Origin of the sequence: Streptomyces sp. NPDC059851 (assembly GCF_042732005.1) — a bacterium.
In the GTDB taxonomy this organism is placed as follows: domain Bacteria; phylum Actinomycetota; class Actinomycetes; order Streptomycetales; family Streptomycetaceae; genus Streptomyces.
On record NZ_JBHWJJ010000086.1, the window covers coordinates 1 to 19,461 of the forward strand.

Here is a 19,461-nt window from a genome sequence, read left to right on the forward strand (position 1 = left end):
GTCCACGGGACCGTGGCACCGGGCCCCTTCGTACGTCTACGCCGCTCCCGGCGGCGCGCTCAGGCCGCCGAGGGGTCCGGGCTCGGCGCGGGGCGCCGGCTCGCGATGACCTTGTTCGCGAGCGAGCGCGGGCTGGTGAGGAAGCCGAAGCCCCACGACATGTGCATCGTGGTGATGGCCACCGGGATCTGCAACCGCGCCTTGAGGGAGAGGCCCTTGCCCGCCGGGATCGAGCCGAGTGCGATCCCCGCGAGGTAGCCGGCCGGGACCACGAAGGCCCACGGGGTCACGGCCGCACCCGCCACCACGCCGGCCGCGATCGCGCAGACGGCGGCCGGCGGGGCCAGGTAACGCATGTTGATCGAGCCCGCGTGGTAGCGGGCCACCACGTGCCGCCAGCGGCCGTAGTCCTTGTACTGCTTGGCCAGCGCCCGCACCGTGGGCCGCGGCCGGTACTGGACCTTCAGCTCGGGCGAGAACCAGATCAGTCCGCCGGCCTCGCGGATGCGGAAGTTCAGCTCCCAGTCCTGGGCCCGGATGAACTCCTCGTTGTAGCCGCCCGCCCGCTCCAGCGCCGCGCGCCGGAACACGCCCAGGTACACCGTGTCCGCCGGGCCGGCCTCGCCGCCGGTGTGGAAGGCCGCGTTGCCGACGCCGAGCTTCGAGGTCATCGCCGCGGCGACCGCCTCCTCCCAGGCGTTCTCGCCCTCGGCGTGCATGATGCCGCCGACGTTCTGCGCACCGGTCTCCTCCAGGAGGCGGACGGCGGTGGCGATGTAGTTCGGCGAGAGCATGCCGTGGCCGTCGACGCGCACCACGACCGGGTGACGCGATGCCTTGATGGCGGCGTTGAGTGCGGCCGGGGTGCGGCCGGACGGGTTCGGAACGGTGACGACGCGGGGGTCCTCGCGTACGAGCTCGGCGGCGATCTCGTCGGTGCGGTCCGTGGACGGCCCCAGCGCGATCACCACCTCCATCTCACCGGCGTACTCCTGTCCGAGGATGTGGCGGACGGAGTTGCGCAGGTGGCGCTCCTCGTTGAGCACCGGCATGATCACCGAGACTGCGGGCTGCTGGGCGGGCATGTGGTCCTTCAAGGTCGGGTATCGGTGTCACGTTACCGCGTACGGGGGAAACGGGTGCGCGCCGCCTGATCGGTGGGGACCGAGGCTGATCGTATGGGCCTACTGTTCTGACGATCTGACCATTATGTCCGTTTCGGCTTCCTCTGGTCCGTCCCTACCGGCCCCGGCTGCCCCCGCGGAGGTGTCCCCCGTGCCCCAGCCACCCCGTCCTCCCCGCCCCGCCCGGCCCGCGCACCTGCCCCCGCACCAGCACCTGCACCCGCGGCCGCAGCGCACCCGGCGCGGCCGGGCCCCGGACCGCCGCCGGGCCGACCGGCCCCGCGGCGAGCGACCCCGGTGGGGGGTGCGGCTCGCGGGCGGGCTGGCGGCGGTCGTCCTGGGCTCCGGGGCCGTCGGGCACGCGGTCATGACCGGCCTGGACACCGGCATCGAGCGGGTGGACCCGTTCAAGGACATGAAGAACCGCCCCCAGGCCGGACACGGCCTGAACTTCCTCCTCGTCGGCACTGACGGCCGCGACCGGATCAGCCGGGAGGACCGGCGCGAGTACCGTCTCGGCGGCGCCCCCTGCCACTGCACCGACACCGTGATGCTGGTGCACCTCTCGGCCGACCGGAAGCGCGCCAGCGTCGTCAGCCTGCCCCGCGACAGCTACACCGAGCTGCCCGCACACCGCGACGAGTCCAGCGGGAAGCAGCACGGCCCGCACCCCGTGAAGCTGAACGCCGCCTACGCCGAGGGCGGCCCCCAGCTGACCGTCCGCACCGTCGAGCACATGACCCGCGTCAAGATCGACCACTACCTGGAGGTCGACTTCACCAGCTTCATGAAGACGGTCGACGCGATGGGCGGCGTGGAGGTCTGCACCGCCAAGGTCCTCGACGACCGGAACACCGGCCTGCACCTGCTGCCCGGGACCCACCGGCTGAGCGGCGGCCAGGCCCTGCAGTACGTACGCTCCCGCCAGGTGGACGGCGCCGCCGACCTCGGCCGGATGCAGCGCCAGCAGCGGTTCGTGGCCGCCCTCATCAAAAGGGCCACCACCGGCGGGGTGCTGCTGAACCCGGTGAAGTTCAAGGAGGTCAGCTCCACGCTGCTGGGCTCGGTACGGGCCGATCCCGGCTTCGGCTCGGAGCAGATGCTGGCCCTCGGCCAGGCCATGCGCGACTTCGCCCCGTCCTCGTCGGAGTTCGCCTCCGTGCCGATCGGGGACCCGTCCTTCCCGGTCAAGGGCATCGGCTCCACGGTGAAATGGGACGAGCCGAAGGCCGCAGAGCTCTTCGAAGCGCTGCGCCAGGACCGCCCGCTGGCCCCCTCCTCCGCGCCCGGACGGCCCGCCCGCCCGCAACAGCCGCCCGCCGTGCCCGTGGACGTACCGCCCGAGCGGATCCGGATCCGGGTCGAGAACGGCACCCGGATCGACGGGCTTGGCGGCCGGGTGGACGCGGCACTGCGCGCCACCGGCTTCGACACCACCGGCACCCCGGGCAACGGGGCCGGCCGCGACGTCAAGCGGACGGTGATCGCGTACGACCCGCGCTGGGACCGTTCCGCCCGCACGGTGTCCGCCGCGCTGCCCGGCAGCGCACTGCGTGCCGTGCCGGGTCAGGGCCGGACGGTGCTGGTGATCGCCGGAACGGACTACCGGAAGGTGGTGCCGGTCCGGCCGGAGGATCCGAACCAGGGACGGTTCGGGGTGCTCACCGGCGAGCAGGTGGTCTGCGGCAGGTAGCCGCCCGGGTCTCAGGGCGGGCGGCCGGTCCCTGCGTGCCCGGAGGTCGGGCGGCCGGTCTGCTGCGGGCGGCGCGTCGGTCTCAGTCGTCGAAGCCCTGGGCGGCCCGCTCCTCGCGCAGCGCCATGATCGCCCGGCGGCGGGCCAGCCGGTGCGTGCGGCGGATCTGGGCCTCCTGGTAGCGCCGCTTGTCCTGGTCGGTCTCGGGAACCACGGGCGGGACGGTGCGCGGCTTGCCCTCGCCGTCCACGGCCGTGAAGACGAGGTAGGCGCTGCCGACCTGGGTGGCGGGCGTCGACTCGTTCCACCGCTCGGCCAGGACCCGTACGCCGATCTCCATCGAGGACCGGCCGGTCCAGTTGACCTGCGCCTTGACGTGAACCAGGTCACCCACGCGGACCGGGGCGAGGAAGGCCATCTCGTCCATGGAGGCGGTCACGGCCGCACCGCCCGAGTGGCGGCCGGCGACGGCGCCCGCCGCGTCGTCGACGAGTTTCATGATCACGCCGCCGTGCACCGTGCCCAGCAGATTGGTGTCGTTGGCGGTCATGATGTGGCTGAGGGTGGTCCGCGAGGCCGCGGTGGGCTTTCCCTGCAGGTCGCCCGCCGTCACGCCCGGTATCTGTGTCATACCGCTACCTTAAAGCCGACGTACAGGCATCAGCTGTGCAACAGCACCGGCACGAAGCACGGACCGGACTGTCGCCCACCTCCTGCGACCGGGCATTCTATGCGGCATGAACGAGTGGCCGGATGGGCGCGGTGACAGCCGCGAGGACGGGTACGGGCGCGGCAGCGCGCAGGCACAGCCGGAGGGCGCCCGGCGGATGCCGCACGTCCAGCGACGCGGGCCGGGACTGCCCCAGCAGCCCCAGCGGCCCCCGCAGCCCCCGGCAGCCCGGCCGGGCCGGCCGCCTGCGCCGGCGTACGGGGTACCCCAGCAGCAGTCCCACGGCCAGGACGCGTACAACGCCTACGACAGCGGCTACAACACCGGCCAGGTCTACGGCACGCCGCAGCGCAGCCCGCAGCAGCGCCCGGGCGGCCCCGGTGGTCCCGGCGGTCCGGGCGGTCCCGGCGGGCCGGGTCAGCCGCCGTCGGCCCGGCCGGGCGGCCGCGGCCCCGCCGCAGCCCCTGACTGGCGCCGGCGCATCAAGGTCGGCTCGATCGTCCTGGGCACGGTCCTGCTGGTGACCACCGTCGGCACCTACTTCTGGGCCGACTCCAACGTGCGCCGCGAGGTCGACCTCGCCAAGGTCATCGAGCGCCCGAAGGACGACGACTGCACGACGTACCTGATCGTCGGCTCCGACAGCCGCGAGGGCATGACCGATGAGGAGAAGAAGAAGCTCCACACCGGCTCCGCCGAGGGCAAGCGCACCGACTCGATGATGATCCTGGCCGCCTGCTCCGGCGGCAACACCATGATCTCGCTGCCGCGCGACTCGGACGTGGAGATCCCCAACTTCGTCGGCTCGGAGTCGGGCAAGTCCCGGCCCTCCGCCGGCCGCAACAAGCTGAACGCCGCGTACGCGATGGACGGCCCCGAGCTGCTGGTCCGCACGGTGGAGCACAACACCGGCCTGCGCATCGACCACTACGCCGAGATCGGCTTCGCGGGCTTCGCCAACATCGTCGACGCGCTCGGCGGCGTCGAGATGAACATCGAGAAGGGCTTCAAGGACGAGAAGTCCGGCGCCGACTTCCAGGCCGGCGAGCAGACCCTCAACGGCGAGCAGGCGCTGGCCTTCGTCCGCACCCGGTACGCGTTCGCCGAGTCGGACCTGGCCCGTACGAAGAACCAGCAGAAGTTCCTGGCGGCCCTGGCCAGCCAGGCGGCCACCCCGGGCACCGTCCTCAACCCGTTCAAGCTGTACCCGGTGCTCGGCGCCGGCCTGGACACGCTGATCGTGGACAAGGACATGTCCCTGTGGGACATGGGCGAGATGTTCTTCGCGATGAAGGGCATCAGCGGCGGCAACGGCACCTCGATGAACATGCCGATCGCGGGCGAGCGGGGCGGGAACCTGCTCTGGGACAAGCCGAAGGTCAAGCAGATCGTCCAGCAGATCCAGAACGACGAGAAGGTCACGGTCACCGGCAACTGACCCGGGCGCCCGTCGCCCGGTGTCGAACGGCCCCTGCTCAGCGGTCACTGAGCAGGGGCCGTCGACGTCCGCCGGTACGGCGGGTCAGCTGTCCGGGGAGAACCGGAGCGCCTTGGGGGGCAGCTCGGCGCCGCACCAGACGCGGGCGCCGGCCCGCAGTTCGTTGTCCGCTCCGACGACGGCGCCGTCGCCGATGACCGCGGCGTCGACCACGGTGCGCGGGCCGAGCGTGGCACCGACACCGATCAGGCTGGCGTTGACCTGCGAGTCCGGGCCGATGACGGCGTCGTCGAGGACGATGGAGCCGGTCACGACCGCGCCCGCCCCGACGGTGGCCCCGCCGCCGACGACGGTGCCGCCCGAGAGCTTGGCGCCGGGCGCGACCCGCGCCCCCGGCAGGACCAGGGACTCGCCGCGCGGCCCCGGCACGGCCGGCGAAGCCACGACACCGCGGACCAGGTCGGCAGAGGCCTGGACGAACGACTCGGGCTTGCCGAGGTCCAGCCAGTACGCGTTCTCGGTGACGCCGTGGAGCAGGGCGCCGTCGGCGAGGAGGCCGGGGAAGGTCTCGCGCTCGACGGAAACGGGCCGGCCGGCCGGGATGGAGTCGATCACGCTGCGTCGGAAGACGTAGCAGCCGGCGTTGACCTGGTCGGTGATGATCTCCTCGGGGGTCTGCGGCTTCTCGGTGAAGGCCAGCACCCGCCCGTCGGCGTCGGTGGGAACCAGGCCGAACGCGCGCGGGTCCTCGACCTGCACCAGGTGCAGGGTGACGTCGGCGGAGGCCGCCCGGTGGGCGTCGACGAGGCCGGCGATGTCGAGGCCGGTGAGGATGTCGCCGTTGAAGACGAGGACCGGGTCGTCCGGGCCGCCGGTCAGCCGGCGGGCGGCATTGCGGATGGCTCCGCCGGTGCCCAGGGGCTCGTCCTCGACGACGTACTCCAGCCGCACCCCGAAGTCGGAGCCGTCACCGAAGTACGGCTCGAAGACCTCCGCGAGGTAGCAGGTGGCCATCACGATGTGCGTGACGCCCGCCGCCCGCGCCCGGGCTATCTGGTGTGCGAGGAACGGCACCCCGGCCGCCCGCACCATGGGCTTCGGGGTGTTCACCGTCACGGGGCGCAGCCGCGTCCCCTGCCCCCCGACCAGCAGGATCGCTTCCAAATTCCTTCTCCCCACCCGGTCCGGGCCTATGAAGCTCCAAAGCTAACCCATCCCCGCCCGCCACCCGCCGCCCGGCACACGAATCGTGATCCGGCCCCGGAGCGCGCTGTCGCGCGGGTTTCCGCGGGGCGGTGCCGGGGCCGCGGGCAGCGGAACGCCCCCGCCGCGTCGCGGCGGGGGCGTTCGTGCGGACAGGGTGTTACGGCAGGTTCCTGGCCATGACGATCCGCTGGACCTGGTTCGTGCCCTCGTAAATCTGGGTGCTTTACCCCATGCAACGTCTCTACCTGCACAGATGCCCCACCGACAGGGGTCTCCCCAGGATTCCCCCATGATCACGCAGGCTTCTTCGCTGGTCGGAGCACTGCTACCGCCCGGGCGAATACGCCCGCACTCAGTCTAGGGACGCCAAGGCGCCCGCTACGAGAGAACGTGCGGCAGCGCCCCGCACCGACCCTTGCGAAAGCCTCTCATAGGCCCGGGCGTACAGCTCGACCTGGCTGGGCTGGGTGAGCGTGGAAGCGGCGTCCAAGGTGTCCGCGTGCACTCGGGCGTCATCGAAGATCGTGAAGGTTGGCATGGGCCACACGGTCCGCTGCGCCGAGAACGGGATGATGCCCACGGCGACGTTCTGGAGCTCCATCACCCCGAGCAGGTGGCCAAGCTGGGCCGCCATGGTTTCCGCACTGCACAACCGGTACCGCAGGACGGCTTCCTCCAGCACGAACGAGAACCGTCGGGCGCCGTGGTTCAGCACCGCATTCCGCCGTATGCGGGCCGCCACGGCGTCACTCACGTCGTCCGGGGTTCCCCGGAAGCCTGCGATGGACGACAGCAGGGCAGTGGCGTATCCAGGCGTCTGGAGGAATCCGGGGATCACGTCGGAGACGTACACCCGGAACACCTTGGTCTGCTGGTACAGGTCCCCCGTGGACTCTTGCAGGCGCCGGAGACCACTCCGCTGAAGTCGCCTCCAATGAACGTGCGCGTCGGCTGATTGCCTGTTTGCTGCGATCAGGTCCGGAACCTGATCGTCAGCGGAGCAGGCTCGGCACCACGCTTTGATGTCCGCATCAGAGGGGGGTGTCTTGGCGTTCTCGATCCGGGACGACTTCGACTCCGACCAACCGCACCTGACGGCCAGCTCCCGCCCGCTGATGCCCGCATCCCTTCTGATCTCGCGCAGACGGCCGGCGAGGTCCTCACGGGCCTTCTGCACGCTTGAGGAGGGGTGTGGGGGCATGGAGCTGGCTTTCGTCAGATCTCGTACAGGTGGTGCGGGATCGCTCGCTCCCAGACTGCTTCGAACGCAGCGGTGCACAGCTTTATGGTCTCCGGGTCGGACGTGATCTCGTCCTCCACCACCACCCCGTCACCGGAGAAGTGGTGCACACGGAGAAGAGCACCGTCGAACAGCCAGAATTCATTTCCCGGCAGGGGGATGCTCGTAGCCCGGCGGCGGGGCAGCCACCGGACTTCCTCACCCGCAGTGACGTTGGCGTGGGTGACGTAGTGCTCCCAGCGGATGTAATCCGATACGGGCTCGGAGACCACCCGGGCCCGGCGGACGGATACGCCCCGGGCCACGGTGTCCTTGATCAACTGGTCGTAGGGGTGCCACCAGGACTCGCGGTCGTTCCAGTTGATCCGCTCACCGCGCTTCCACGCCTCGAACCGATCCGTCGGCGCGTAGGCGTCGCGTAGCTCCAGGTGAACAGCTGAACGCTCGCACTGACCAAGCAGCTCAGCGAAGCTGGGCACGCTCGACGGCATCACACGCCTCCCTGATCAGCGGGATCATCCGGGCCGGAATCCTCACGATGGCTTCGCTGCCGGGCACCGGTCCGTTCGCGGGGCTGCTCGCCTCGCAGTCCGCCTGAGTCTCGGCGCTCGGCTTCCACCCCTGCAACAAGATCTCCTGAGCTTCCGCGTCCGCCCACACGGTGGGGCAGTGGTCCCGGTCCGTGTTCGGGTCGATACCGACGAACTCTATGGCCATGGCTGGCTCCCTGGTCTAGGTGCTTGCTCGGGCTTGCATGAGCTTCACCGAGCAGCAGATACGGCGTCAATACCGCTACTGGCCATGCGAATTGGCGTGCAAGCCCATGCAAGTTTGTGGAGCCTCACACCAGCCGCTTCCTAGGGTCGTTCCGTCGGCTTCGGGAGATCGGGAGGGCGCCATGGCGGGTACCGGGCAGACGGGTGAGCGGGCGTGGGAGTACGCGACCTACACCAGGAACCGCGAGACGTGCCCGTCGTGCAGCATGCCGATCCCCCTGCACCAGGTCGCCCGCCGGGGGATGCTGGCCGGGAAGAACGGCCCGCCCCAGGTCGCGTACTGGCACACCCGGTGTGTCAAGGCGGACGGGTCGCGCCGATGACGCGCTCAGTCATCCGATACGCCGAGCACCGAATCATCAGAGACCCCGAGTGCACGCCCACTGTGGTTGCGAGCTGCCTCTACGAGGGGTGCGGCTGGGCTGCCGTTCCCGGCCCCGACGTGGCCGAGGTCGATCGGCAGTGCATGACGCACACGGGTCTGAACAGCGGTCACCGCCGCTTTCTCCGAGGGTTCGAGGACATCGCCCTTGTTCATCGGGTCGCCACGGCCTGACACAGGCCCCCGCCCCGTCGGGGGCGGGCAGCAAGGCAGGACACAGCCGGAAGGGGGTGATCTGCAATGCGAGCCGGCACTGACCCCGGCGACAAGTCCGGCGGCACGGGTGGGGACCAGTTCCCGCCCCCACCCGCCGTCTGACCGCCATCTACGACAGGAGGAGTCTTGCTATGACGACCATGGTGGAAACGCCCGTCGCCTTACGGCGCGGGCGGGACCTCGTCAGTCCCGAGCTGTTCGAGAAGGTGTCCGAGTTCTGCGCGGAGGAGTACGGGCACGAACTGTCCACGGCCCGCAACATCGTGGACCAGGCCCTTGCCTTCCTCAAAGTCATGGGCGACGCCCGCGCGTTCGACATGACTCCGTCCCAGGTCGTTGACCCGGGCTGGCATTCGTTCGCGCTCCACACCCGCGCCTACGCCGCGTGGTGTCAGGAACAGTTCGGCTACTTCCTGGACCACGAACCGAAGGCCACCGTCCGCACACGTCCGCTGATCGGCTCCGTGGTGGAGCGCGTCAAGGCGGCGGGCTTCTACGTCGATGAGCGGCTGTGGGGCGCTGCGAAGGACTGCAACCCCCCGGCCTGCTGCGGCGACGGCGACGGCTGCTGACTCGCTCCAACACGCGGACCACGTCGTGATCCGCTCGTACGAAGGAGGACCCGGGCACGTCACAGGTGCCCGGGTCCCACCCTGAGCAAAGGTACCGCCCATGGCATCTGACGAGGGTCTGTCGGGGAGAAGCAGGGTCACCGTATTCGCCATGTTCGGCGTGGTCTTCGGCTATGCCACGCACCACCTGGACGAACGGCGAATTGGAGACGTGGCCATCGTCGGCCCGCTAACCCCCGGAGTCGAGTGGGGGCGCTTATGGCGAATGGCCCGCAACTGCGGCCGACCCACGGCCAACGAGAACGAGCTAGCGCAATGGGTACTCACCCAAGCTACCCGGGCATTCGTGTGTGGCAGCGACCGCATCGCGCAATTCCAAGAACAGGGGTGGAAGCTGGAACCGGGTGGAAAGCGCGTCCGATTCGATGCGACGTACGCCAACCGTGACCAGCTCTGGACGGGCAACCTGACTGTCGAAGGGCTCACCCCGGACCAGGTGGCGGAGCGCCCTACGCTCTACAACGCCTAGCCGAGAGCCCGTGGGCGGAAATGCAGAAATCCCCCGCACCCTTTTTGGGTGCGGGGGTTTCGCTTGCAGCCTGCCTAGCTAGCTGCGGCCTTTACGATCTGCACAGAAGTAGCCTCGGCGACAGACACGCCAGCCATACGCATAGTCAGCTTGAAGCCAACCTGATCCTTATCGAATCGAGCATCCTCGCTGATTCGCACCGTCGCGGCGCGGCGGACACCAACAACGACACGGGAACCGTCAACCACGATCACGGTCTTCGCGGGGAGGAAAGCGCTCGGCAGGATCGGAAGACCCCATGCCGTAGAGGCCGGCGCATCGGTCGGCGAACCCCCCTGATACACACCGGAACCGGCTGCCTTCTCCTTCCGGAGAGCCGCAGCCATATCGACAGAAGCCCACACCACGGAAGGAGTGCCGTTAGTCGCCTCGATCCGCGCAACAGCGTCGGCCAGATCGTCATAGGTGACGGTTACCTTTCCGGCACCGAGGGTCGTAGAAGTACCCTGCGAGAGAACGCCCTTAATCGGATTGGCGCCGGAACCGGTGAACGCATCAGCGTCGAACTTCAGAGAGGCATCGCGAAGAAGGTTGTCAGCGATGACCCGCCGCTGATCAACGGCCGAGTCCTCCAACACCTCGGCAGAGGCCCACTGCACTTCACCAATCTTCTTAGCGGTGAACTTGACTTCGCCCCAAACCATCTGGCCTTCGGGGATGGCCTGACCCTCGGCCACATAATCGGCGCCGGTAGACGAGACGAGCTGAGGAACCGAGAAGGTGGCGGAGGTAAACGGGATCACGCTACCTTCGGGCAGGCCGCGGAGAAACGTCGACTTCGCCTTAAGGGCGTCAATGTACTTCCCAGAAATCTCCGTGGGCACCGTATAACCACCCTCGGAAGCGACACCACCGGAGATGGCTCGATACTCGCTCAGCGAGGGAACCAGGGAACGCCATTCCTCAGCGCTAGAGCTGCCAGCGCTACCAGGGGTCAGAATCGCCGAGTGTGCGGCAGCTACAAGGTTGCGAACCTCAGTCTCCCGATCAAAGCTCGCCCGATCCTCTCGGGCATCAAGAGTGCGCAGCTCCATGTGCTTCAAAGTCTCGGCAATAGCTCGACGCGTTTCCGGCGAGTCAGAGCCGTCCGCTCCGTTAACGGCGGCCAGGATTTCCGTGCGCGCCATGCGCTCCTCGGCCGGAATGGAGTTGATAACGGCAGCAATCTCGCGGGGAGAAAGGCCGCGATCATCGGACTCGGCCGACTCGAAAATCTTCCGAAGCTCAGTCTTCAAGTTGATTCCTTCTCTGTGCGGGCCGGAAGCGGCCATAAAAAACCGCCCAGGCACCCGGACGGGTGGGGCGGTTCTAAGTTGGGGCGGTATCACTCTGACACGTAGAACGAGTAGCCGAATTACTGGGAGCCCGGTAGCTCACTTCGCAGCGACATTCGCTATGCGCAGCCTTTCCCTGTTCGCCACGTAACGAAGCCTGCGCGCCGCCATGCGCGCCACAGACTTACATCGGGAATCGCAATAGCGCCGAGGACGCCCAGGGCCATACCGAACCCTGAATTCCTTACAGCAAGACCAGCACCGAAGCGTGACGTCGTCGTTCATGGATCCTCGTTCCCTACTCGGCCCGGAAGCTGTGTTGCCTGGAGGAGAGAGAGGTGAACCCCCATGGCCTTTGGAGTCAAACCATGGGGGTTACCGCCCTCAGCAACACCGCCCGTGCCGCTCTCCGATTCGACCCGAAGAGAATCGGAGGTTTCCCTACTACGTCTCATATAGACCTGTTACCGGTACGATTCCACGCTAGAAATCAAGTGATGGCGGTCACTATCTATGGAGCATCCTCGGCGGAGTTTCGGTCCCACGAACTCAGGCGAACCCCCGCGCGCTCACAAAGAGGGAAGGCGGCGGGTGCGGAGAAGGCGCCCGGGATCCTTTCGGACCCCCCTTGCCCCGTGTTTCACGGCTGCTGCGGCTTCCTGTGCGGCCGCGAGGGGCCGCGTGAACTGCGAGCGAGGGTCAGGCCTGAGTTCCTGCCCTGCGGCCCGTGTGGGGCCGCGTGTGCCTTCCTTGGCTGAGGTGCTACAAAAAAGCAGGGGGGCACCCTTTCGGGGGCCCGGAACATAAGGCAGTTTTTGCCTTGGCCGTTGAAAGACTCTGAAGGCTTACGAGCCGAAGGAGTCTCTAGTCTCGCTCCGCTTGCTCCGCAGCTTCGCTTAAGTCTTAGCTGAGTCAGGCCCCGTGAGGGAGCCTGGCTGTCCGGGTCTGTCGACCGGCCAGGGTGTAGCTACGAGCTTGCGAGTAGCTAACAGACCCCGAGGGGTCTGTAGTTCTTAGTTATTAGTTACGTCTCAAAGAGCCTAGGAGTCTGAGACAGGGAAGGGGTAGGTGTGAGATAGCGAGGCGGCTGCTATGACACAGCTGCTCTACTGCTCTATCTCATCTGGCCTCCCCTGCGGGACAGGGGGGCAGGGGTTAAACGGGCAGGTAGGGGTTGTGAGCCATGGCCGCCTTAACGGCGGCATCGTACGGTCCGTACTCCGGCTTCCATTGCTGCTGCCGTTCGGCGGGGGCCGACAAGAACACCGCCTGAGCCTCCCAACTCATGTCATCCCACTTGAGCGTACGCGCGCCATTGGGCGCGGGTGTCTCGGACAGTCCCGGAATGCCCTTAGAGCGCCTTTCGGGCCCGGCGGCCGGCATGTGGGCCTTGGGGGCACGCGAAAGGCCCTGAGCGGGCCTCTCGCCGTTCTCTCCAGGGATGGCAATTCGATACGTCGTGGCGATCCCACGGGAGCCCTGGCAGGCCACAGCGAGGTAGCCGAGGTCCACGGCCGCGTGCAGCCATCGACTGACCTTCGACCGGTCAATGCCGGTCGCTTCCTCGATACGGTCCAGCGTGGGCCGTATCTCCTCTCCCCACGTCCCCCAACGCGTACCGACGGCTATAAGGAAGCGGGTGAAGTTGGGCCACGCGTCTTTGCGCGTGAGCCTGTGAGTTCTGAGAGCGTCGGCCCCGGGAGCCTCGGCCGTGGCCAGGGTGAAGACCCATATGCCGTGTCGTGCCTTAGCGGCATCAGAGCGATTAGCCATACGGGAACCAATGTGTCCTTTCCTGGTTGGGTGCTGATTGAGTTGTACCCCCGGCAGGGTGGCGGGTTCAAGATGGGACATGCATAGGCCCCCGTAGCGTTTACACGCGCGGGGGCCGTCCATCGACAGCTATCTCACTCAGCCAATTGAGCATCCAACCAGCGGTCCAGGTCACTCGGACGACACCGGAGGGATTGACCCACCCGACGAAAAGGGATCTGCTCCGCGCGCCAATTGTCGTATACCCAACTTCGAGGCTTGCTCAGAAATTCGGCCACCTCAGCAACCGTCAGCAACTTCACCAAACCGACCTCCGCGTGTAAAAAAGCCCCGAGTCGCCTCGGGGCTCTCTGAGATATGAAGTTTCGAAAAAATACGGGCTGGGCTAACCCTGGGTGTTCGCGAGGGATTGCAGGATCGTTCTGGCCTTAGCGGTCACCTCTCCGCCGGCCTTGCCCGCCACGGTGCCGAGGTAGCCCTCTCGGCGCGCCTTCTTCAAGTGGTCCTTGATGGTCTCGGGACGACGCTCGATCAGGCGGGCGAGCCACGGCACCGGCGCCGGAGCGCCCGTCTCGGCCATGGCTGCGTACGTAGCGGCCAGCAAAGCCAAGTACCGCTCCGAGACGCCTTCAGCTGCCAAGAGGCGCCCAGCGGCTTCTCCCGAGGCGTCCAGCTCCCGCGTTACACCCTCCAGGGTCTCCTGGGCCCTTGGCGCCGCCTTGGCCAAGTTCACGGCGGCAGCGAGGTCGAGTCTGCGGAGCACGGTCGTAGAGATGCCGCGCACGACGTCGCGCGGTTCGGCGTCCTCGGCGGGTTCCACGGTCACACGCTGCGGGCCCCCCGTAATCGGCCCTTCCGGCCACCACATCCGGATGACCCAGCCTCCTTGCTGCTGAGTGATCTCGAATCCGCTCTGGTCTTCTCGCATGCCCCGACCATACACCACCTGGTGTGGTCCACCCTGCGTTGACAACCCAGGGTGGACCGTGCGCAAACTGTGGCCGGAGGCAGCCACGGCAGGTGGTGCCCACGACGGGAAGGCCAGGGCAGACGTGGCAAGGGCATGGGTAGCGCGCTCCAAGGACGACGCGAAGAAGTGGACGACGTTCTGGTACGACCCGGACGGGAAGCAGCGTCAGAAGTCGTTCGAGACCAAGAAGCGCGCAGACGACCACCGGAAGCGGAAGGAGCAGGAGCTCGACGCCGGGACGTACCTCGACGACAAGTTGGGGAAGCAGGCCGTCACGGCTGTCTGGGAGCAGTGGACCCAGCAAAGGAAGTTGGAGAACAGCACCAAGAAGCAGTACCGATCGATCCAGAACACGACCCTGGAACCGTTCTTCAAGGCCCGCTCCATCGTGTCCTTGAAGGTCGCGGACATCGAACAGTGGCTGCTGTGGATGGAGCAGGACAGGAAGCTGTCCGCCCGGACCCGGCGCCAGCGGTTCTCGTTCTTCTCCGGGATGATGGATTGGGCCGTCGTCAACGAGATCATCGGGCGCAACCCGTGCAAGAAGATCCGGCACGCGGGCAGCCGCGCCAAGGAGATACGCGAGCACAAGAGCAATGCCCGGCGGCTGACCACCCGGGAAGTCCTGGCGATGCTCGACGGGGCTCCGCCCCGGTACCGCGCGATGCTCTGGCTCATGGCGGGATGCGGTCTCCGCATCGGTGAGGCCATGGCGGTCTCGCGCGATCAGATCGACTTCCAGGCCGAGGTTCTGCGCGTCGACTTCCAGATCGCCGAGGACGGCGAATCCGAGTCGGGGAAGAACAGCGCGCTACAGCGGCGGCACGTCAAGGCCCGTGACGAGGAGGAGCCGGGGCGCGTTGTGCCCCTCCCTCCGAACGTGGCCTTCGAGCTGCGCAGGCACATCAAGAACCATGGTGTGTGGGGGCCGGAGCGCCTGTTGTTCCCGAACGTGACCCGGACCGGGTACCTGTACGCCTCGTACTTCTACCGGCAAATCTGGCTGGTCGCCCTCACGAAGGGCGAGGTGCCCTACTGCAAGCCGCACTCCATGCGGCACTACTACGGTTCCCGGCTGCTGTACGCGGGCGTCCCTGAGAACGACGTGGCCGACTGGATGGGGCACAGCAGCACGGACGTGCTCCGCGAGCACTACCACTACATCTTCGAAGGGGCCGAGCAGCGCGGGCGCGCAGCCATCGCGACCATGCTGACTCCCGGCGCGGACGACCCCACCGAGCGGACCGAAGTCGCCTGACCCAACTCATACGGAAAGCCCCCGGCATGATGCCGGGGGCCTCGTCGTTTATGCAGGTCAGCACCCGTTCCGCGCCCGATGTCCGCCCAGGATTTCCCCAGCATGACGCCCAGGAATGGCCCGGAACGGACCCGAACGGACCGGAAGCCGATCACGCCTCCCGGAGCACCGCAGATAGCCTCTGACCTGCGAAAACCCTGCTACGGCAGGTTCCTCGCCATGACGATCCGCTGGACCTGGTTCGTTCCTTCATAAATCTGCGTGATCTTCGCGTCGCGCATCATGCGCTCGACCGGGTAGTCACGGGTGTAGCCGTAGCCGCCGAGGAGCTGGACCGCGTCCGTGGTGACCTCCATGGCCACGTCGGAGGCGAAGCACTTGGCGGCGGCGCCGAAGAACGTGAGGTCGGAGTCGACCCGCTCGGACTTGGCGGCGGCCGCGTAGGTCAGCTGGCGGGCGGCCTCGATCTTCATGGCCATGTCCGCGAGCATGAACTGGACGCCCTGGAAGTCGGCGATCGGCTTGCCGAACTGCTTGCGCTCCTGGACGTAGCCCTTGGCGTAGTCGAGGGCGCCCTGCGCGATGCCGAGGGCCTGGGCCGCGATGGTGATGCGGGTGTGGTCCAGGGTCTTCATGGCGGTGGCGAAGCCGGTGCCCTCCGCGCCGATCATGCGGTCGGCGGGGATGCGGACGTTGTCCAGGTAGACCTCGCGGGTCGGGGAACCCTTGATGCCGAGCTTCTTCTCCGGGGCGCCGAAGGAGACGCCCTCGTCGCCCTTCTCGACCACGAAGGCGGAGATTCCCTTGGAGCGCTTCTCCGGGTCGGTCACGGCCATGACCGTGTAGTACTCGGACACGCCGGCGTTGGTGATCCAGCGCTTGACGCCGTTGAGCACCCAGAAGTCGCCGTCGCGGACCGCGCGGGTCTTCATGCCGGCCGCGTCCGAGCCGGCGTCCGGCTCGGAGAGGCAGTACGAGAACATCGCGTCGCCCTTGGCGAGCGGGGCCAGGTACTTGGCCTTGAGCTCCTCGGAGCCGGAGAGGATCACCGGGAGGGAGCCGAGCTTGTTCACGGCCGGGATCAGGGAGGAGGACGCGCAGACGCGGGCCACTTCCTCGATCACGATGACGGTGGCGAGGGCGTCGGCGCCCGCACCGCCGTAGTTCTCGGGGACGTGCACGGCGTGCAGGTCGTTGGCGACGAGCGCGTCCAGGGCTTCCTGCGGGAAGCGGGCCTCCTCGTCGACCGCTGCGGCGAACGGAAGGATCTTCGCCTCGCAGAGCGAGCGGACGGACTCGCGGAGCATGTCGTGCTCCTCGGCCGGGCGGTACAGGTCGAAGTCGGCAGAACCCGCCAAGATCTCTCACTCCCAAGCTGAAGCGTGCGCTCAGTCATTGCTAACTACCGTTAAGTAACCCAAATCTTAGTGTCCGGCGTCCACGCAGCGGTACGCACGCGGCACGTGAGCTGCATGACAACCGTGGGCACCGGCGGGCCCCACGGTGCTCCTGGTAAGCGTCCCCGCGGAGCAGCGCGACTATGCTCAGTTGGCGCAATCGGCCCCGCACCTCTGGAGCACCCATGGCCCCCCTCAGGATCACAGTGATCGGCACCGGCTATCTCGGCGCCACGCACGCCGCGGCGATGGCCGAGCTGGGCTTCGAGGTGCTCGGACTGGACGTGGTCCCGGAGAAGATCGAGCTGCTGTCGGCCGGACGGGTGCCGATGTACGAGCCCGGCCTGGAGGAGCTGCTCGCCGCGCACGTCGCGGGACTTCCCGGGTCCACCGGGCGGCTGCGCTTCACGCAGTCCTGGGAGGAGGTCGGCGCGTTCGGCGACGTCCACTTCATCTGCGTGAACACCCCTCAGAAGCACGGCGAGTACGCCTGCGACATGAGCTACGTCGACTCCGCCGTCGAATTGCTGGCCCCGCACCTGACCCGGGCGGCGCTCGTCGTCGGCAAGTCCACCGTGCCGGTGGGGTCGGCGGAGCGGCTCGCCGCCAAGCTGGCGGACCTGGCACCGGCCGGCGACGAGGTCGAGCTCGCCTGGAACCCGGAGTTCCTGCGCGAGGGCTTCGCCGTCCAGGACACCCTGCACCCGGACCGCATCGTCATCGGCGTCCAGGGCGACCGCGGCGAGAAGCTGCTGCGCGAGGTGTACGCCACGCCGATGGCGGAGGGGTCGCCGCTGGTGGTGACCGACTTCCCGACGGCCGAGCTCGTCAAGACCGCCGCCAACTCCTTCCTCGCCACGAAGATCTCCTTCATCAACGCGATGGCGGAGGTCTGCGAGGCCGCCGGCGGTGACGTCGCCAAGCTCGCCGAGGCCATCGGCCACGACGAGCGCATCGGCGCGAAGTTCCTGCGCGCCGGCATCGGCTTCGGCGGCGGCTGCCTGCCCAAGGACATCCGGGCCTTCATGGCGCGCGCCGGCGAGCTCGGCGCCGACCAGGCCCTCACCTTCCTGCGCGAGGTCGACTCGATCAACATGCGGCGCCGCGGCCACATGGTGGAGTTGGCCCGCGAGGCCGTCGGCGGGGCGTTCCTCGGCAAGCGGGTCGCCGTGCTCGGTGCCACCTTCAAGCCGGACTCCGACGACGTGCGCGACTCGCCGGCCCTGAACGTGGCCGGGCAGATCCACCTCCAGGGCGGGCAGGTCACCGTCTACGACCCCAAGGGGATGGACAACGCCCGGCGGGTCTTCCCGACCCTCGCGTACGCGGACTCGGCGGTGGAGGCGGCGCGCGGGGCGGACGTCGTGCTGCACCTCACCGAATGGCGCGAGTTCCGCGACCTGGACCCGGTGGAGCTGGGCGCGGTCGTGTCCGACCGGCTGGTCCTCGACGGGCGCAACGCACTGGACGGGTCGCGCTGGCGTGCGGCCGGCTGGACCTACCGGGCCATGGGCCGCCCGCGCGCCTGATCCGGTCGTCAGCCGCACGATCCCGTCGTCAGCCGCACGATCCCGCCGTCTGCGCGCACGTGGTCCCGTCGGCCGCGCGCACGATCCCGTCGGCCGGGCCGGTCAGCCCGGTCTGCGGTGGTGGGCGGCGCGGGCGGTGAACTCCGCGTCCCGCAGCACCCGCTGCGCGTTTCCCCAGGTCAGCAGGGACAGGTCGGACTCCGACCAGCCGCGGTCCAGTAGTTCCGCGACCAGCCGCGGGTAGCCGGAGGGGTCGGTCAGGCCGGCCGGGCGGGGAGTGCCGTGCTCGGTGCCGAAGGAGGCGCCGAGCCCGACGCAGTGCGGGCCGGCGACGGCCCGGAGGTGCTCCAGGTGGTCGGCGACGGCGTGGAGGGAGTCCCCGGTCTGCGCGGAGTCGAAGGTGACCATCGCGAGGCCGCCGGCCGCGCGGAGCGCGAGCAGCACCTCGTCGGTGACGTTGCCCGGATGGTCGTTCAGGGAGGCCGCCGCGGTGTGGGAGACGATGACGGGGGCCTTGGACGCGCCCGCGATCTGGCAGGCCACCACCGGCGGGCAGCCGGTCAGGTCCAGCAGCATCGCGAGCCGGTTCGTCTCCCTGACCACCTCGTGGCCGAAGGCGGTCAGGCCCTCCTGGGCCCAGGGCGCTCCCGCCGGGGCGAGGATCCGTACGCCCAGCGCGTGGAAGGCGTGGAGCGCCCCGAGGGAGGCGATGAGCGTGCGGCCGGGTACGGGCCCCAGGAACGAGGCGATGCGGCCCCGGTTGCGGGCGTCGGCCATGTCGTCGGCGGTCAGCGCCAGGCAGAGGCTGTCGGGGTAGCGGCCCACGAAGGCGCGGGCGGCGTCGATCTGTTCGAGGGTGTCCGAGACCACCTGGTCGGCGGCCGCGGCCTCGCTCGGCACCATCAGCGACCAGAACTGGGCACCGACCCCGCCGGCGCGCAGTCGCGGGATGTCGGTGTCCACCCCCGGGTCGGTGGTGTCGATGTCGTGGTACGGGCTCTGGCGCAGGGTCCAGACGAGGGTGTTGTGCCCGTCCGCCACGGGGTGGACGGACAGCAGCGCGGCGGCCCGTTCGAGGGATCCGGAGGGCACCACGGCGGGCAGGTCCTCGGCTCCGACGGAGCCCGGGCCCGCCGGGGCCGCTGCGAGCGTGTACGCGGGATTCCCGGCGTTCGGTTCGTCCTGCAGGTCGGCCATGGATTCGCTCCGGTCTCGGCGGCAGCGGGGAGAGGTGCTGCCACGGTGACACGCCGGGCGCCCCGGCCGCCCGGCGGATGTGGCGTTCGGGTGTACGCCGCGGGTCAACCCGCAGGTCACAGCCCTGCAGCCGCGGCCCGGGCGGCGACCGGTGCGC

The 19,461-nt window shown here is 68.6% G+C and carries 18 protein-coding genes; 7 read left to right on the forward strand and 11 right to left on the reverse strand.

All coding sequences use genetic code 11. From position 1 onward, the window contains the following. Nucleotides 1-59 precede the first annotated feature (59 nt). Complete coding sequence (locus ACFV7Q_RS25510; RefSeq protein WP_385431619.1) at nt 60-1,085, reverse strand: glycosyltransferase family 2 protein; 1,026 nt, start codon at nt 1,083-1,085, stop codon at nt 60-62. Nucleotides 1,086-1,428: 343 nt separating this feature from the next. Here ACFV7Q_RS25510 and ACFV7Q_RS25515 point away from each other — a divergent pair, with 343 nt between their 5' ends. After that, a complete protein-coding gene (locus ACFV7Q_RS25515) occupies nt 1,429-2,817 on the forward strand; it encodes an LCP family protein (RefSeq protein ID WP_385431669.1) in 1,389 nt (462 codons plus the stop codon). An 82-nt stretch (nt 2,818-2,899) separates the two neighbouring features. Here ACFV7Q_RS25515 and ACFV7Q_RS25520 read toward each other — a convergent pair whose 3' ends face one another. Continuing rightward, complete coding sequence (locus ACFV7Q_RS25520) at nt 2,900-3,448, reverse strand: acyl-CoA thioesterase (RefSeq protein ID WP_385431621.1); 549 nt, start codon at nt 3,446-3,448, stop codon at nt 2,900-2,902. 106 nt (nt 3,449-3,554) lie between these two features. On the opposite strand from ACFV7Q_RS25520, the gene ACFV7Q_RS25525 reads away from it, so the two are divergent. Then, nucleotides 3,555-4,925 carry an LCP family protein gene (locus tag ACFV7Q_RS25525; RefSeq protein ID WP_385431622.1) on the forward strand — a complete coding sequence of 457 codons (1,371 nt, stop codon included), beginning with the start codon at nt 3,555-3,557 and terminating at the stop codon, nt 4,923-4,925. 84 nt (nt 4,926-5,009) lie between these two features. Here ACFV7Q_RS25525 and ACFV7Q_RS25530 read toward each other — a convergent pair whose 3' ends face one another. The 4 genes from ACFV7Q_RS25530 to ACFV7Q_RS25545 all read right to left on the reverse strand — a co-directional run bounded on the left by ACFV7Q_RS25530 (nt 5,010) and on the right by ACFV7Q_RS25545 (nt 8,088). After that, nucleotides 5,010-6,089, reverse strand: a complete 1,080-nt coding sequence (locus tag ACFV7Q_RS25530) for a sugar phosphate nucleotidyltransferase (RefSeq protein ID WP_385431624.1) — start codon at nt 6,087-6,089, stop codon at nt 5,010-5,012. Nucleotides 6,090-6,483: 394 nt separating this feature from the next. Further along, entirely contained in the window at nt 6,484-7,332 is an 849-nt protein-coding gene (locus ACFV7Q_RS25535) for a helix-turn-helix domain-containing protein (protein ID WP_385431626.1), read from the reverse strand. A gap of 14 nt (nt 7,333-7,346) precedes the next feature. Further along, nucleotides 7,347-7,862, reverse strand: a complete 516-nt coding sequence (locus tag ACFV7Q_RS25540) for a DUF6879 family protein (RefSeq protein ID WP_385431628.1) — start codon at nt 7,860-7,862, stop codon at nt 7,347-7,349. Further along, nucleotides 7,834-8,088 carry a hypothetical protein gene (locus ACFV7Q_RS25545; protein WP_385431630.1) on the reverse strand — a complete coding sequence of 85 codons (255 nt, stop codon included), beginning with the start codon at nt 8,086-8,088 and terminating at the stop codon, nt 7,834-7,836. The genes ACFV7Q_RS25540 and ACFV7Q_RS25545 overlap by 29 nt, the downstream gene beginning before the upstream one ends. Nucleotides 8,089-8,269: 181 nt before the next feature. Here ACFV7Q_RS25545 and ACFV7Q_RS25550 point away from each other — a divergent pair, with 181 nt between their 5' ends. The 3 genes from ACFV7Q_RS25550 to ACFV7Q_RS25560 all read left to right on the forward strand — a co-directional run bounded on the left by ACFV7Q_RS25550 (nt 8,270) and on the right by ACFV7Q_RS25560 (nt 9,846). Further along, nucleotides 8,270-8,470, forward strand: a complete 201-nt coding sequence (locus ACFV7Q_RS25550) for a hypothetical protein (protein WP_385431632.1) — start codon at nt 8,270-8,272, stop codon at nt 8,468-8,470. Nucleotides 8,471-8,876: 406 nt separating this feature from the next. Further along, nucleotides 8,877-9,317 (forward strand): hypothetical protein, encoded by a 441-nt coding sequence (locus ACFV7Q_RS25555; RefSeq protein ID WP_385431633.1) that lies wholly within the window; start codon nt 8,877-8,879, stop codon nt 9,315-9,317. A 100-nt stretch (nt 9,318-9,417) separates the two neighbouring features. After that, a complete protein-coding gene (locus tag ACFV7Q_RS25560; RefSeq protein ID WP_385431635.1) occupies nt 9,418-9,846 on the forward strand; it encodes a hypothetical protein in 429 nt (142 codons plus the stop codon). Between the two features lie 74 nt (nt 9,847-9,920). Here ACFV7Q_RS25560 and ACFV7Q_RS25565 read toward each other — a convergent pair whose 3' ends face one another. From ACFV7Q_RS25565 to ACFV7Q_RS25575, 3 genes are all read right to left on the reverse strand, one after another. Beyond that, complete coding sequence (locus ACFV7Q_RS25565; RefSeq protein ID WP_385431637.1) at nt 9,921-11,141, reverse strand: phage major capsid protein; 1,221 nt, start codon at nt 11,139-11,141, stop codon at nt 9,921-9,923. Nucleotides 11,142-13,087: 1,946 nt separating this feature from the next. Further along, nucleotides 13,088-13,255 carry a helix-turn-helix domain-containing protein gene (locus ACFV7Q_RS25570; RefSeq protein ID WP_385431639.1) on the reverse strand — a complete coding sequence of 56 codons (168 nt, stop codon included), beginning with the start codon at nt 13,253-13,255 and terminating at the stop codon, nt 13,088-13,090. Between the two features lie 83 nt (nt 13,256-13,338). After that, nucleotides 13,339-13,881, reverse strand: coding sequence for a hypothetical protein (locus ACFV7Q_RS25575; protein WP_385431641.1), 543 nt, complete (start codon nt 13,879-13,881; stop codon nt 13,339-13,341). A 124-nt stretch (nt 13,882-14,005) separates the two neighbouring features. Between ACFV7Q_RS25575 and ACFV7Q_RS25580 the strand changes: the two genes are divergently transcribed. Further along, nucleotides 14,006-15,181, forward strand: a complete 1,176-nt coding sequence (locus ACFV7Q_RS25580) for a tyrosine-type recombinase/integrase (RefSeq protein ID WP_385431643.1) — start codon at nt 14,006-14,008, stop codon at nt 15,179-15,181. A gap of 200 nt (nt 15,182-15,381) precedes the next feature. On the opposite strand, the gene ACFV7Q_RS25585 is transcribed toward ACFV7Q_RS25580, so the two are convergent. Then, nucleotides 15,382-16,539, reverse strand: a complete 1,158-nt coding sequence (locus tag ACFV7Q_RS25585) for an acyl-CoA dehydrogenase (RefSeq protein ID WP_385431645.1) — start codon at nt 16,537-16,539, stop codon at nt 15,382-15,384. 224 nt (nt 16,540-16,763) lie between these two features. Between ACFV7Q_RS25585 and ACFV7Q_RS25590 the strand changes: the two genes are divergently transcribed. Next, nucleotides 16,764-18,107, forward strand: a complete 1,344-nt coding sequence (locus tag ACFV7Q_RS25590; RefSeq protein WP_385431647.1) for a UDP-glucose dehydrogenase family protein — start codon at nt 16,764-16,766, stop codon at nt 18,105-18,107. A gap of 102 nt (nt 18,108-18,209) precedes the next feature. On the opposite strand, the gene ACFV7Q_RS25595 is transcribed toward ACFV7Q_RS25590, so the two are convergent. Continuing rightward, nucleotides 18,210-19,304, reverse strand: a complete 1,095-nt coding sequence (locus ACFV7Q_RS25595) for a membrane dipeptidase (protein ID WP_385431648.1) — start codon at nt 19,302-19,304, stop codon at nt 18,210-18,212. Between the last annotated feature and the right edge of the window lie 157 nt (nt 19,305-19,461).